Source organism: Acetobacter aceti NBRC 14818, assembly GCF_000193495.2.
Lineage (GTDB): Bacteria > Pseudomonadota > Alphaproteobacteria > Acetobacterales > Acetobacteraceae > Acetobacter > Acetobacter aceti.
Genome location: NZ_AP023410.1, coordinates 550,433 through 563,952, shown reverse-complemented (window position 1 = coordinate 563,952; position 13,520 = coordinate 550,433). Strand labels below are relative to the sequence as shown.

The 13,520-nt window shown below is 53.5% G+C and carries 12 protein-coding genes; 7 read left to right on the top strand and 5 right to left on the bottom strand.

Translation table 11 applies throughout. The features are described from left to right. Positions 1-18 precede the first annotated feature (18 nt). Positions 19-1,341, bottom strand: a complete 1,323-nt coding sequence (locus EMQ_RS02560; RefSeq protein WP_010665756.1) for an outer membrane beta-barrel protein — start codon at positions 1,339-1,341, stop codon at positions 19-21. 577 nt (positions 1,342-1,918) lie between these two features. On the opposite strand from EMQ_RS02560, the gene EMQ_RS02555 reads away from it, so the two are divergent. The 4 genes from EMQ_RS02555 to EMQ_RS02540 all read left to right on the top strand — a co-directional run bounded on the left by EMQ_RS02555 (position 1,919) and on the right by EMQ_RS02540 (position 6,466). Beyond that, positions 1,919-2,695: a sugar transferase gene (locus EMQ_RS02555; protein WP_231368016.1), complete on the top strand. Its 777-nt coding sequence runs from the start codon at positions 1,919-1,921 to the stop codon at positions 2,693-2,695. An 83-nt stretch (positions 2,696-2,778) separates the two neighbouring features. After that, positions 2,779-4,977 carry a GumC family protein gene (locus EMQ_RS02550; RefSeq protein ID WP_010668197.1) on the top strand — a complete coding sequence of 733 codons (2,199 nt, stop codon included), beginning with the start codon at positions 2,779-2,781 and terminating at the stop codon, positions 4,975-4,977. Continuing rightward, the gene (locus EMQ_RS02545) at positions 4,974-6,077 is read left to right on the top strand and encodes a glycosyltransferase family 4 protein (protein WP_010668198.1); all 1,104 of its coding nucleotides are present in this window, start codon (positions 4,974-4,976) and stop codon (positions 6,075-6,077) included. Before EMQ_RS02550 ends, EMQ_RS02545 begins: the two co-directional genes overlap by 4 nt. Before the next feature lie 62 nt (positions 6,078-6,139). Continuing rightward, complete coding sequence (locus EMQ_RS02540) at positions 6,140-6,466, top strand: hypothetical protein (protein ID WP_132012041.1); 327 nt, start codon at positions 6,140-6,142, stop codon at positions 6,464-6,466. Positions 6,467-6,504: 38 nt separating this feature from the next. Here EMQ_RS02540 and EMQ_RS02535 read toward each other — a convergent pair whose 3' ends face one another. Continuing rightward, positions 6,505-6,678 (bottom strand): hypothetical protein, encoded by a 174-nt coding sequence (locus EMQ_RS02535; RefSeq protein WP_010669200.1) that lies wholly within the window; start codon positions 6,676-6,678, stop codon positions 6,505-6,507. A 147-nt stretch (positions 6,679-6,825) separates the two neighbouring features. Here EMQ_RS02535 and EMQ_RS02530 point away from each other — a divergent pair, with 147 nt between their 5' ends. From EMQ_RS02530 to EMQ_RS02520, 3 genes are all read left to right on the top strand, one after another. Next, positions 6,826-7,983, top strand: coding sequence for a glycosyltransferase (locus tag EMQ_RS02530; protein WP_018308514.1), 1,158 nt, complete (start codon positions 6,826-6,828; stop codon positions 7,981-7,983). Positions 7,984-8,069: 86 nt separating this feature from the next. After that, positions 8,070-9,485 carry a hypothetical protein gene (locus tag EMQ_RS02525; protein WP_010666932.1) on the top strand — a complete coding sequence of 472 codons (1,416 nt, stop codon included), beginning with the start codon at positions 8,070-8,072 and terminating at the stop codon, positions 9,483-9,485. Continuing rightward, the gene (locus EMQ_RS02520) at positions 9,482-10,057 is read left to right on the top strand and encodes a phosphatase PAP2 family protein (protein WP_010666931.1); all 576 of its coding nucleotides are present in this window, start codon (positions 9,482-9,484) and stop codon (positions 10,055-10,057) included. Before EMQ_RS02525 ends, EMQ_RS02520 begins: the two co-directional genes overlap by 4 nt. A gap of 6 nt (positions 10,058-10,063) precedes the next feature. Here EMQ_RS02520 and EMQ_RS02515 read toward each other — a convergent pair whose 3' ends face one another. From EMQ_RS02515 to EMQ_RS02505, 3 genes are read right to left on the bottom strand one after another with little or no spacing between them, the layout of a single operon-like run. Further along, a complete protein-coding gene (locus tag EMQ_RS02515; protein ID WP_026200271.1) occupies positions 10,064-10,558 on the bottom strand; it encodes an RNA pyrophosphohydrolase in 495 nt (164 codons plus the stop codon). A gap of 16 nt (positions 10,559-10,574) precedes the next feature. After that, positions 10,575-11,873, bottom strand: a complete 1,299-nt coding sequence (locus EMQ_RS02510; protein ID WP_018308516.1) for a divergent polysaccharide deacetylase family protein — start codon at positions 11,871-11,873, stop codon at positions 10,575-10,577. 28 nt (positions 11,874-11,901) lie between these two features. Next, on the bottom strand, positions 11,902-13,371 hold the full coding sequence (locus EMQ_RS02505; RefSeq protein WP_010669000.1) for a S41 family peptidase: 1,470 nt from the start codon (positions 13,369-13,371) through the stop codon (positions 11,902-11,904). Between the last annotated feature and the right edge of the window lie 149 nt (positions 13,372-13,520).

The following is a 13,520-nucleotide window of genomic DNA, read 5'->3' as shown; positions in this document are numbered from 1 at the left end:
CGGAAATGGTTGGCGTTGTTACAGGGCAAAGTGCACCCCTGCCATAACAATGTGAACCGGAAAGAGCGGGCCCATAAAGGCGCTCTGGCTGGCGAAATCGTAGTTCAGCTCAAGACTGAGGTGACGATTCAGATAGACATGCACGCTCCCGCCACCGCCATAGCTGCTCTGATTGTTGGCAAGCTGTCCGATGGGAGAGTGGTCAATCAGATAGGGAGAACTGGATGGATAATGCGCCTTACGCAGGCCAGCGTGCGCTTCGAACACGATGTTCCGTGAATAGGCATGCGTGATACTGAGCTGGGCGCTTGTATTGGTGTAGCCAACAATGCCTTCGAACGCGGCATCCTCAATGCCGTGACTGACTGTGGCCGATACGGTCGTAAGGCGCGTTGGCGTCCATTTGATAGAAGCCTCTGCAATGGGAGAGCTGATAGAGCCGTAAAGCGAGGAAGCAAAAATTCGTCGCTGGTAACCGATCAGCGCCCTGAACTGGAATGGACCAGCCTCATTCCAGCTATAGCCGCCCATGACAGCGAAACCATTGGAGCTTCGGGCCGGAAGGTCCAGATTTCCGGTCTGATATTCGATCTGGGTTCCCTGAAGCAGAAGCAGCAGATGGCTGTTCTGCATCATCTGATAACGGGCGGTGATATTCTCGTTGATGATAACCCGATCCCGGTAATGCTGATCCTGATAAGGGGAATTTCCCAGAAGCCTAGGCTTGCCGAACTGGTAATGCTGGATGGAGAATTCAGGCAGGAAGCTCAGTCGACCGTGCGTGTTGAGAAGGTAGCTGATTCTGCCGTCATCGAGAGTGTAGGGAACCGGACCAAGGATAAGCAGCGCACCGGACTCAGTAGGCATCTGGACCAGAGAAAGATGTGTAAAGGCGACGCCAAGTTCGTCCCGGCCAAAATGTTTGGTTCCGCCGATATTGGCGGTCCAGGTCGTCTGGTTCTGCAAGGAGCGGGTAGGGTAGCGCAGGTCGGAAACACTCACATCCGCATGGACCTGATCATTGCGATCCAGCAGATGCACTGCTCCGATATGACCTTGTGTATTGATGACAGAGCTTTTGCGGCCATGTTGAATCAGATCGGCATTGCTGTCGTAACCTACACGTTCATCGCCATCGAGATGAACGGTCAATGGTCCCGAATGGTAACCAAGGGGCTGGTAGGCACGGGCAGCCTTAACCTGTGCAGGCTCTTCACTTAGTTCACCCGCTCCCGAACCGAGTGCCGGGAAATATTGCGTTACCACCTGTGCCTGTGCCGTTACAGGAGGTGACAGTCCGATGATCGTGGCAACCCGGAGCAGGTGGAACGCTTTAATCATTGGTGCGGCTGTCTATCCCATTAGCACCTTACTTCTTAACATTAACTTTTATCGGATGTCGTCAGTTAACCTTCTTCTCAAATGACTTTTTACTGTCTAAAATTATATACTGTCATATTTTTTATGATACGGCGCTGGTCTGACTGAAAAAGATTACTCTTCCGGCAAAATTCCGTTCAAAGATTTTTCAGAAAACGCGAATCTGCTCTTGGTGAGGTTGGAGAGCGGTTACGTAATCACGTCGGTTATTTTTTCATGCGATTCTGCTTTTAAAAAGTGAATTGTTTTATTTTTTGTACTTTATGTCATTTTAGAGTTATTTTAATAAAATTAATACAACAAACGGATATATTAACATATATTAATAAAATTAATAATGCTTATATTTTATAAAGTGGTAAAAATTATGCATATATTTGGTATGTTTTTTATATTGTCGCATTAATATTTATTAATTTGGCAATACTCAAAAAACAGAAGGTCGTTGAAATTTTTAATCCATTTTTTCTTACGTTCATCACAGGGAAGTAACAAACAGTCTGTAAAAGAATGAAACAGTCGTGGTGGGTGGCAGACAATGAGTACATCAGACTCTGAAATTGAAAAAAGTCCATCTGACGCTTCCATTTCTTTAAATGAAACGGCCGCAACAGCATGTGCAAGTTATTTGAGAGTCTGGCATGCTCCTGCAAGCAAGCATTCGATACATGTAGAAAGACCTGAGTTGGGAAAAGATAAGCACTACCTGTCGAGAAAAATAAAATTACTATTCGATGTAGTAATGGCGTTCTGTTTTCTGGTCGTTATCTTTCCTGTTTTTCTTGTTATCTGGGGCATTGTATCGCTGGATGGCGGTCCGGCTTTGTATGGCCATGTCAGGATAGGCAGGAAGGGCGTACCTTTTAAATGCCTCAAATTCCGCTCCATGGTCACAAATTCAGATGTCGTGTTGAAACAGCTTCTGGAAACAAATGCAGACTGCAGGCATGAATGGGAGACTACCCGTAAGCTCAGTCATGATCCCCGTATCACGATGATTGGTCGTTTTTTGCGGTGCACCAGTCTCGACGAAATTCCTCAACTCCTGAATGTCCTTAAGGGAGAGATGAGCCTCGTTGGCCCTCGTCCGGTGGTGGAGGCGGAACTGAAATATTACGGTCAGGACCTACACTATTATGAAGCTGTCCGCCCCGGCATTACAGGATTGTGGCAGGTGAGCGGTCGAAGTGACACAACCTACGCAGAACGGGTCAAGTTGGATACTTATTATGTCCGGAATTGGAGTCTGGCGCTTGATTTCAGTATCCTTTATCGGACCATCCCTGCCGTTATGATGCAGAAAGGGGCACGCTGAGCCGCATTCCTATCCGGCACGGTCTATTTTTCCGTTATCAGCAGAGTCTGCTTCCTTCCTCTTTTGTGCAGTGGAGCGCCTTCATGAGTGTCGTTCAGTCCAATTTGCTTGACAGGATTTCCGAGCCTCCACCCGATGCGTCTCACGTTTCTCCTCTGAAGATATTTGAAATCATCAGAGAGCGTTGGCTGACGATACTGCTGGTTGCGGGTTTTCTGGTTGTTCCGGCAATTGCCCTCATTCTGACGCTACCTGCTTATTACGATGCCACATCTTCACTGATGATCGGCACCCGACAGGCGGAATTTCGTGATCTGCAGGCAACGCAGGGAGCGCTGGATGTTGATGCTGTGGCAATCAACACGGAAGTCGGCATTTTCAAGAGCCAGTCCATCGCAAAGGCAGTCGCGGAGCGGCTGAAACTTGTCGATGATCCGTATTTTCGTGCCCAGATGGAAAAAAAGTCTTTCAAGACACGGATTACAGGCTGGATCAGCAAGGTGACAGGCCATGCTGATCCCGAGAAGCCGCTCACTCCAGATGAAAAACTTCAGGTTGTCAGAGATCTTCTTGGTCGAAATGTCACTATTCTGAACGACGGTCGTTCCTACCTCATCACGGTCAGCGTCAGAACCGGTCGTCCGGATCTCAGCGCCAACATCGCGAATGCATTTTCTGACGTTTATCTCGATTTCAAGCGTCATATGAAGATCGCCTCGACCTGGCGCTCCAACTCACTTCTTGACGAACAGATAATTCCTCTACGGGAGCGGCTGCGCAAGGCGGAGCAGGCGGTTGAACAATATCGTGAGAAGAATGGGTTGATTTCAGCCGAAATCACCCATTCCGGTAGTCCGAATGCACCAGCTGGCGTAACGGTGACGGATCAGCAGCTTGTTGAAACCAATCGCGCTCTTGTCGCAGCGCAGGCGGACCTGACCGCCAAAAGAGCCCGCGCCAACCAGATGATGGGAAATACGGCAAGCACCACGGACGTGCTGTCGTCGCCAATCATCCAGCAGCTTCAGGCGCAGGAAGCCATGCTGAACGCCCGTGTCGCCAGTCTCGCGAGTACAGCGGGAGACGCCAATCCGGAATTGCAGGCAGCGCGCGCTGCCGCAGCGCACGTCAGAGCCCAGATCGGGCAGGTGACGTCACAGATCACGACAAGCACTGACAAGGATCTTCGGAGCGCTGAACGGCGCGTTGCCGCCCTGACGGATGAAGTAACAAAGCTGCAGGAGCATGTTGGCCGGGAAAACGAGGCGAACGTCACCTTGCAGCAGCTGGAAAGTGAAGCCGCTGCCGCTCGTGCCGTTTATCAGGATTTCCTCGGTCGTTATGCTCAAACCTCGAGTGCAGCGGCTTTGCAGGAACCGGAGGCCGAACTGATCAGCCGCGCCGATCAGCCGCTCGGCGTATCGGGACCGCCGCGCACCCAGTTTATGGCCATTGCCATTCTTTTTTCAGCGCTTGCCGGTGTAGGGGTGGCCATCGCGCAGGAACGGATGCAGAAAGGTGTGAAAGAAGGAACGGAAATCGATGCTGTTCCAGGGTTGTTTACCCTCGGGATGGTTCCATCCTTTTCCCATTCACTTTCAGAGCTTTACCGCTCTTCACAGCCCTCGATCTATATAGAGTCCATTGAGGCTATAAGAACGATCCTGTCTTTTGGGCGCAGTCGTTTTCGGGCGAAAACGATTACCGTCACATCGTCCGGGCCGGAAGAAGGCAAGACGGTATTTGCGCTGTCACTGGCTGCCAATACTGGGCGTGCTGGCAAAAAAGCCCTGATTCTCGATTGCGACACACGAGGCCCTTCCGCACTGGAAATTGTTCAGGCGTCAGGAAAAGGGAAAGGGGAGAGGCATCTCGTCACCTCGCTGGATAAGAGGGGGCTAAGCCGGGACGTGCTTCCGGGTGTCGATGTCATGACGATGAACAACTGGAAATCTCCGAGTGACCAGATGATTGTTCCTGAGGTTCTTCAGGTGGTTCTGGCCGAACTCAGCCCTCACTATGACCTGATCATTCTGGACACACCGCCTCTTCTGGCGTTCCCCGACGCAGCTGTACTGTCGCACGAAACGGACGGAGTTGTGCTGGTGGTCAAATGGGGCGTAACCACACAGGAAAATTTGAAGGGAGCGATGCGCCAGCTGGAAGCCTATGATGCCCGCACACTCGGCGCCGTGCTTACACAGGTTCCGGCTGGGAGTGCTTCCGGTCTGTCCGGCGCGGCTTTACAGGTTTATCGCCACTATGGATTGCTGGCTTCGTGACGACGGTGACGATGAAAGTGACAGGCAGGATCAGGATAGCTCTGAACGGGCGTTATCTTTCGCAGCCGCAGAGCGGAGTGCAGAGATTTGCCGGAGAGCTGACACGGGCCATTGCAAGGTTTGACTGGCCGCAAGGACAGGAACCGGTGCTACTGGCTCCACGCACGACTTTGATGCTCCCGCCCGAAGGAGTGGGGCTGCCTGTTGTGCCCTGCGGTCATCTGAAAGGGCAGGTATGGGAGCAGTTTGATCTTGCTCGGTCCCATAAAGGTCGTTTTCTTATCAATCCCGGTAATACAGCGCCTGTTTTCGGACGTCACCAGCTGGTTGTGTTGCATGATGCGGCTGTGTTTGCCCAGCCAGAAGGCTACTCTTGGAAATTCCGTCTCTGGTACAAGGTTTTGCAGACAATCCTCTGCCACACGAAGACCAGGATTGTGACTGTTTCCGATTTTTCCAGACAGGAGCTGTCAAAGTATTTAAAAGTCAGTCCGAAACGAATTGAGGTCATTCCCGAAGGCTGTGAACATATAGCGCGCGTGACACCTGATACTTCTATTTTGCGGCGCCATGATCTTGAGGGGCGTGCTTTCGTGCTGGCAGTTGGCAATCTTGCCAAGCACAAGAACCTCGGAGCACTCAACGCCTTATCCCGGGATTTGCAGCAGAGAGGTGTGCCACTCGTCATCAGTGGCGGCATTGATAAGAGTGTGTTTTCCGGACAGGTGAATTTGCCGCAATCAGCTCTCTATGTCGGCAGGGTGACAGATGAAGAGCTGCACGCACTGTATTCTGCGGCTTCCTGTTTTGTGTTCCCGTCGCTTTACGAAGGGTTTGGTTTGCCTGCGATTGAGGCAATGGCCTGTCATTGTCCAGTTGTCGCAGCTGACATTCCGGCCCTGAGAGAAGTCTGTGGCGACGCAGCGCTATACGTTGATCCGCGCAATTCCGAGAGCGTCAGTCAGGGAGTATGCCGTCTGCTGGACGATCCTCAGCAAATGGCCAGCCTGCGGGACAGAGGGGATGAACGGGCAAAGCATTTCACATGGGACAAGGCAGCGAGAATGCTGATTGCCATAGCGAAAGACGACATGAAATGAGGAACAGATGCGCCCTGCTTGTGATGGGACTGAGCCTCATCTTTCCTGTTGGCGCCTCTCTCATGGCGCAAGACAGTTTTGATCCGATAGATGCATCGCAGAATACTCAGAAAGGAATATTCTGCTGGTGCAGTGCTGAAAATGGAGAAAGACAGGAGTTTTACATCAGTGATGTAAGGCGTCTGTCAGCAGCCAATAACATGGAGATTGGCTCTCTCAGTGGACATTTCGCGCAGACGATGAACGCCCGATATGGCATTCATCTCGCCATGAATGCACAGCACTGCCATATGTTTCGAAGCGCAGCCGCAGCGCAAAATGCTCGTTCAATTGTGATGACAGAGGTTAAGAAAAAAGATCTGACGATAAGAAATGCGGGTATTTTTTAGGATTCTGAAAAATAGGGTGCGCCGTATCGAGGGGAAATTTAACGAATGGAAATAAAGGCAAAAGCAAGAGCCGACGTCCACGCGATTATTCCGCCGATTGTCGCAAGGATAATGCCTTGGGCTGCTCCCAGCTTCTCTTTCTGCTGCGGCGACGGTGAGGAAGGCAGAGAGGAGAGATGATCGTAAGGCGCGTGGGAGGAAACAGGTATCATTTCCGGTCTTCCAATAAGGATCCTTGTCAGCAACCAATAGCGGAGGATTATGACTAAACCTTTAACTGAGGGGAGATATGACAGTTTTTGTGTCTAAAAAATAGTTATCATGTATTTTTTGATTAATATACAGAAAAAGGAAAAAATGTGACAGCCACGACCTCAACCGTGAAAGTTGCGATTGTTCATGAATGGCTGGAGCATTATGCCGGGTCAGAACGTGTGGTGGGGGAACTGCTTGCTGTTTTCCCGCAGGCGCAGGTATTTTCCATCGTCGATTTTCTCCCCAAAAAGGAGCGGGCTTTTCTCGGGGGACGGAAAGTCAGGACGACCTTCATCCAGAAGCTGCCCTTTGCGAAGAAACATTTCCGGAATTATCTCGGCCTGATGCCGCTCGCGGTAGAGCAGTTCGATCTCAGCGGTTTTGATCTTGTCTTTTCGAGTAACCACGCCGTCGCAAAGGGCATCATCACGGGTCCGGATCAGTACCACATCAGTTATGTCCATTCGCCGATGCGCTATGCCTGGGACATGCAGGCAGCCTATCTGCGGCAAAGTGGTCTGGAACGCGGCCTGAAAGGGCTTTTTGTTCGCTGGCTTCTCCACCGCATCCGAAACTGGGATGTACGCTCGGCCACTGGTGTGGATGTTTTTGTGGCCAACTCACGCTACATCGCCCGGCGTATCAGGAAGGTCTATCGCCGGGAGGCGGACGTCATTCATCCGCCAGTCGATACAGATGCTTTCAACTTACCTACTGCGCCGGCTGACCGTGGGGCATATCTGGTGGCTAGCCGACAGGTTCCTTACAAGCGCATCGATCTGGTGGTGGAGGCATTCCGCCGTATGCCGCAAAGACAACTGCTCGTGGTTGGTGACGGTCCTGAGAATGAGAAAATCCGTGCTCTCGCTGCGGGTGCCCCGAATATCATTCTCAAAGGCAAGGTGCCGCACGCGGAACTGCTTTCCATGATGCAGAACGCACGGGCATTCGTCTTCGCTGCTGAAGAGGACTTTGGAATCACTCTGGTTGAAGCGCAGGCCTGCGGCACACCTGTCATCAGCTTCGGACGGGGTGGAGCGCTGGACATTGTTCAGGACGACACGCTCTCAGATACTCCCACAGGCCTTCTGTTCAGCGAACAGACTGCGGATGCAATTGTGAAAACCGTAGATCGTTTTGAAACCATACGCGACAAGATCTCGGCCGAAGGGTGCCGGGAGAACGCGCTCCGCTTTTCAAAAGCCGCGTTCCGCTCCCACATCACGGCGCTCACCGAGCGTGTCTTGACGGAGGGTTTTTAACCGTCGTTTCTGAAGCCATGCCGTATGGTTTGTCAGATGGAGAGTAAGGCCGTGATGGGTATGAAAAACACAAGGAAACTCACCTGATGCTTCCCCTTATGGGAGCAATTCTCATCCCGCTCAGTCTTGCTTTCTGGTCCAAGCCCGAACGCCTGCTGAAACTGGTTATCATTGCAGGAATCTTTCCGGCTGCTGCTGTGCTGCAGCTTGGCGGCTTCTGCCTCCAGCCCACACTCGCTCCGGGCCTAACGTTTATCTCCTACATCATTCTGCAGAAATTGCTGGGGGTCCGTTACCCCGGTGAAGCAGGCGTCCGAACCCTTTCAATGGGGATGATCCTCAACCTTGTCTGGGCGGTTCTCGGTTCACAGATCATGCCCCGCCTGTTCCGGAACCAGGTTCAGGTCTGGCCACAGAAACAGGACGCAGCTGGCACGCTGTCTCTTCTTGCGCCAAATTTCGGAAACATCACGCAGGATGCCTATCTTATCATCAATGTTGTCCTGATGGTACTGGCAGCACAGTATTTGACGCGAAAAAATATTGATATTGCTGAATTCTATAAGGCTTATATTTTCACCGGCTGGCTTCTGGTGGCTATCTGTGTCTGGCAGTTCGCGGCAAGAACAGTCCATGTGCCTTTTCCACGCTCATTTTTCTATTCGAATACTGGTTGGTCCGTTCTTGATGCGCAGACTGCCGGGCCTGTTCCTCGCATCAATGCATCATTTACAGAACCGGCAGCCTGCGCGTCCTATCTGACAGGTGTCGTGTTCTCCACCCTTTGGCTGACCCTCAAAGGCTATCGTGTCCGGGGGATGCGCGCACTGATCTGGGCTTCCAGCATAGCGCTCTGCCTGACGACCTCGACCACAGGTTTCGGTGCTGTTGCGATCGGACTGATACTGCTGCCCGTGCTGGTGGTGATTACGGGACACAGCCGTCTTCTTGGACGCATTGGACAACTCGCCATGATTGGCGCGCTGATTCTGGGCGTTGCCGGAGCAACGGTTGCGACATTTTCACCCAAGGTGATTTCAGCAGCGCAAAGCGTGGCCAGCGGCACAGCGGAGAAAAAACAGAGCGCATCCTATCAGGAGCGTAGTCAGGTCGATCTGGACTCTATAGCAGCCTTTCGTAACACCTATGGGCTTGGAACCGGGTGGGGAAGCAATCGGTCATCGAGTTTGATACCCGGCCTGTTGGCGACCATCGGCGTCGTAGGAGTAATCTGTCTGCTCTTCTTTGACTGGCAGTTGGCAAAAGCGGCCGGGTGGGCGCTTCGTACCGCGCCAATGTCGATGGAATGCATGGCGATAGAAGGCTTTCTTGCAGCGATAGTAGGGCGACTGATCACGGCTATTATCTCTTCTCCAACCATAGGCATGCCTGATTTTTATGTAATGCTGGGTATTGTTATCGCTGCAATTGCGCGTATCAGGCTTGAGACACGGGCCGGACGGTCGGTGTCTCGCCCTTATGCTTCGGAGTGTTGTGAGTGATCGGTGCGTTAAGTGATTTCGCCGATCAGGCCATTGCCGGTCCCGTTGAGATTTCAGTTTTCCTGATTCTTCTGCTTGCTGGACGAAGAAAGGACGCACTTGCTTGGGCCGCTGTCATGGTAGCGGCTCCAACTCTCATACTTCTTCTGAAGCTGTGGTGTGAACGATGCGGTGTGCCACATCAGCGCATTTTCTATAGTCCCAGTGGTCACACAATGGGAGGCACCTTGGTTTATGGTGGGCTACTGGCCTTATTGTGTCGCAATGGCTGGGTCGTTCTTTTGGGAGCCTGTGTGCTGGCCACTGGGTTTGGCGTTACGCGCGTGTTGTTACAGGTTCACACAATCCCGGAAGTCATTGTCGGTGGCTTGATTGGAGTGATCGCCGTCATAGTCTTGCATAGTTTATTGGGACGACGTCGCAGTCCGTTATCACCGCAGACAGCCTTTTTCAGTATCGCTGCGGCTCTTATTATAGGTTTTGCCTTGCATGGCTATCGTCTTGGTACCGAGGCCTGGATTGAAAAAATCTCTCATATCCTTGGGAGATATCTGAACTGCCAGAAAGCATAGAGACGATCAGGAAAAATGTGAGAAAGAAACAGTGAGTATCTCATAGATAGGCTTTTTGAATCCCACGTTCAGAGTGGCAAGCTGTGTCAGCGGAATCCATTTCCATGCGTCGAATTCCTGATGCGCATCAAGATCAAGCCGGATTTCGGTTTCTGGTCCTGTGAAACGCAACGCGTACCATTTCTGCGTTTGTCCCCGGTAGAGGCCCCTGAGGGCCTTTCCGACAAGCTCAGCTGGCAGATCATAGCTCAGCCAGTCTGGATGTTCTCCCAGAAGGGCGAGAGAGGTCATGCCTGTCTCTTCGCTGACCTCCCGGAAAATGGCGTGATCTGTGGCTTCACCATCATCAATCCCGCCCTGAGGACATTGCCACACTCCGTCGTCCGGACCACCGCCCGCACCGGGCATGTCCGTGCGTCGTGCAACGAAGACTTCTCCGGCCCCATTGAAGATGACAGCACCGACATTTCGGCGATAGGGCAGGGATGAGGGATCGATCATCGCAGTTTTCAACAGGTTATGGAGAGGCGGGCGAAGCAGCCTGCGAAGGCGTCGGAGCCGGAGGTTCAAGCGGAGCTTCCGTAACAGAGCGTTTACCTGATGCTGCTCCAACCTTGGCGGGAGCGATGACAGGTGCAGGTGGCTGTAGTGATGGGTCGGTCGGGACTGCAACGTGGAGTGCCTTGCTGTCCGAAACGCTCGCGGAAAGGGTTGCGTTGCGACTTAGCGCACTGACCGGGACCAGCGTTATGCCCTGACTGGAAAGAGCGCGCGTCCATTCGGCCAGCCGTTGCAGAAACACAGGGCGCATTGGTCCAGCAACAGCAATGGCTATTCCGCGGGATTTGGCCATGGCGACAAGCCGGGCTAACTGTCCGTCTACCCCGGCAGCGTCCGCATTGGTGTCCATCGTGAGAGAGGCGTCCCCACCCATCACCGGACCGCTACGCGGTGCGCCAGGTGTTGCATTCAGGTAGAGCAGACCTCTGTTTTCAAGAATGCGGCTGACCATCGTGAAGTCAGGAGACTGCGCATAGGCATCCCCATCCAGACCCGAAAAGGCGTTTGTCACACCGACATAGCCGTTGAAACGGGACAGGGCCCATTCCAGATTTTCCTTGTCTGCCTCCGCCGTATGATCATAGCCAAGCGCGCGTGGCCCCTCATCATCAAGCGGCGCGGTGGAAGGTTGCATCGGGAGGGAAAGAAAGATCTCGTGTCCGCGTAGTCTGGCTGTTTCCGATAGAGGCTGTCTCGCTGGAGCATAAGCGGGCACAGCAAATGACACCACAGCCGGAAGATTGCGGGCCGCGTTCAGGCTCATCTCTTCAGATAGTCCGTACCCATCCAGCAGAATGGCTATACGTGCATTGCCCGCCGGAACGGGGGGAATAGCCGCCGCATAGATATTGCGGGACATTTCACCGTTCGGGCCAATCTTTGGCAGACTATGCCCCGGGTCGCCCGCGACAGGCTCCAGCATATCCGGCATGGGTTTGGGAATGGGCGCGACACCGGGCGTAATCTCAGACGAAAAATCATTCTTCTGCTGATCAGGGGCTGTATTGGTTGCCACAGCTTCCGGAGACTTTTCAGCCGTCTCTTTTGCTGGCTGCGGCTGCGCAATCTGGGGCGCAGCCGAAGGCTTGCTCTGATCAGATGCTGTGGTGGCGGCCGAATGATGTCTGGACGCCAGTTCCTGTAGACCGATGCCTGCCAGAAGCGCCAGTAACGAGACACCACCCCAGAAACGGACGAAAAGTCGTCCGTTTGGTGGCAGGCGTTGCCAAAGACTGGTGACAGCTGCACCTTCCATTGCCCTGGCTGCCGGGTGAATATCGTCGTTAGTGATGGGAGGCCTCATTCTTTGCTGGCGTTGTCTTGTCGGAAACTGGTGCTGGCGCAGGCAGGGCGGCGACCGGATCCGGCGCGGCAACACCAGCCATGCTACGCACCAGACGGAGACCTTCCTGCAACTGGAAGTCGGTCGTTGGCTTGGTCACATCGAAAGCGGGCCAATTGGCTGGTGGCTCTTCAGGAAGCTGAGATGCAAGCGGCGGCAGGTCTGAACGCTGCGGGGGTTTGGTCTGGTTGCCGCCCTGATTCTTCAGGATGTGGGAAAGATCAGCTTCCCGGATGCTGAAAGCGGGCTCTTCACGGCTTTCTTTCACCGAGACGTCAGGGACAATACCAAGTCCCTGAATGGAGCGACCCGACGGCGTGTAATAACGTGCTGTCGTCAGACGGACGGCACCATTGCCCGGAATGGGCATGATCGTCTGCACAGATCCCTTGCCGAAGCTCTTGGTGCCGATGAGAACGGCGCGATGGTGATCCTGAAGTGCTCCGGATACGATTTCACTGGCGGATGCGGAGCCACCGTTGATCAGCACGACGATCGGCAAACCATCCGTCATATCATGACCCTTGGCGTCCCAGCGCTGGCTATCCTTGGGATGTCTGGCGCGTGTGGAGACGATCTCGCCATTGCTGATGAAGGAAGAGGCGACATCAATCGCCTGTGTCAGCAGGCCACCCGGATCGTTACGCAGATCCAGCACCAGACCGCCAGTCAGCTTTCCACCGGCTTTCTTAAGCAGCTCATCATATGCCTTGTGAAGTTCTTCGGATGTATCTTCCGTGAACTGAGGAATACGGATGTAACCCGTCTTGTCATAGAGCGCCGATTTGACGGCCTCGATATGAATGATTTCGCGTGTGAGCGTCACAATGACGGGCTTGGGGGTCTTCGCGCGGATCAGTGTGAGCGTGATCTTGGTGTCGGGCTTGCCGCGCATCTTCTCGACGGCGTCATTCAGAGGACTGCCATCAATATTGTGCCCGTCAATCGCCACAATGTAGTCGCCCGGCTTGATCCCCGCACGCCAGGCCGGTGTTCCGTCGATCGGGGAGACCACGCGGACGTGGCCGTCTTCTCCCTGAACCTCAAGTCCCAGTCCACCGAACTTGCCGGTCGTCTGGACCTGCATATCGGCATACTGCTTTTCCGTCATGTAGGAACTGTGAGGGTCAAGGCCGCTCAGCATGCCGTTCAGCGCGTTGGTGATCAGTTCACGATCCGATACAGGATCGACATAGTTGGCGCGCACAAGATCGAAGATGCTGCCGAACAGGGTCAAGAGCTTGTAGGTCTCGGCGTGGCTGACCTTGGGGTCTGTAGAGGTGGCTGGCGCTGTCTCGGCGTGGGCCTCTGCAATGACGCCGTAATTCCCTCCAGTAACAGGAAACTGGGGCGCGAGCGTCAGTCCGGAAAGAACTGCGGCTCCGAACAGCAGGGCGGTGCGGAACGTCATAAAGTGAAGTCTCCTGTTGCCGGACTGCGCCGCTCGGCAGTCAGCTTTCTGTCTCTCTCGGCACGAATCGCCCCAGTGAGGGCGTATCATCCAACAAGGTTCTTACCAAAACGAATACCGCCTCTCATCCGGGACGCCAACCCGCGTGT

Coding starts and splice junctions, on each gene's coding strand:
- EMQ_RS02560 (WP_010665756.1), bottom strand. CDS start 1,341: ATGATTAAAGCGTTCCACCTGCTCCGGGTTGCCACGATCATCGGACTG.
- EMQ_RS02555 (WP_231368016.1), top strand. CDS start 1,919: ATGAGTACATCAGACTCTGAAATTGAAAAAAGTCCATCTGACGCTTCC.
- EMQ_RS02550 (WP_010668197.1), top strand. CDS start 2,779: ATGAGTGTCGTTCAGTCCAATTTGCTTGACAGGATTTCCGAGCCTCCA.
- EMQ_RS02540 (WP_132012041.1), top strand. CDS start 6,140: ATGGCGCAAGACAGTTTTGATCCGATAGATGCATCGCAGAATACTCAG.
- EMQ_RS02535 (WP_010669200.1), bottom strand. CDS start 6,678: ATGATACCTGTTTCCTCCCACGCGCCTTACGATCATCTCTCCTCTCTG.
- EMQ_RS02525 (WP_010666932.1), top strand. CDS start 8,070: ATGCTTCCCCTTATGGGAGCAATTCTCATCCCGCTCAGTCTTGCTTTC.
- EMQ_RS02515 (WP_026200271.1), bottom strand. CDS start 10,558: ATGATCGATCCCTCATCCCTGCCCTATCGCCGAAATGTCGGTGCTGTC.
- EMQ_RS02510 (WP_018308516.1), bottom strand. CDS start 11,873: ATGGAAGGTGCAGCTGTCACCAGTCTTTGGCAACGCCTGCCACCAAAC.
- EMQ_RS02505 (WP_010669000.1), bottom strand. CDS start 13,371: ATGACGTTCCGCACCGCCCTGCTGTTCGGAGCCGCAGTTCTTTCCGGA.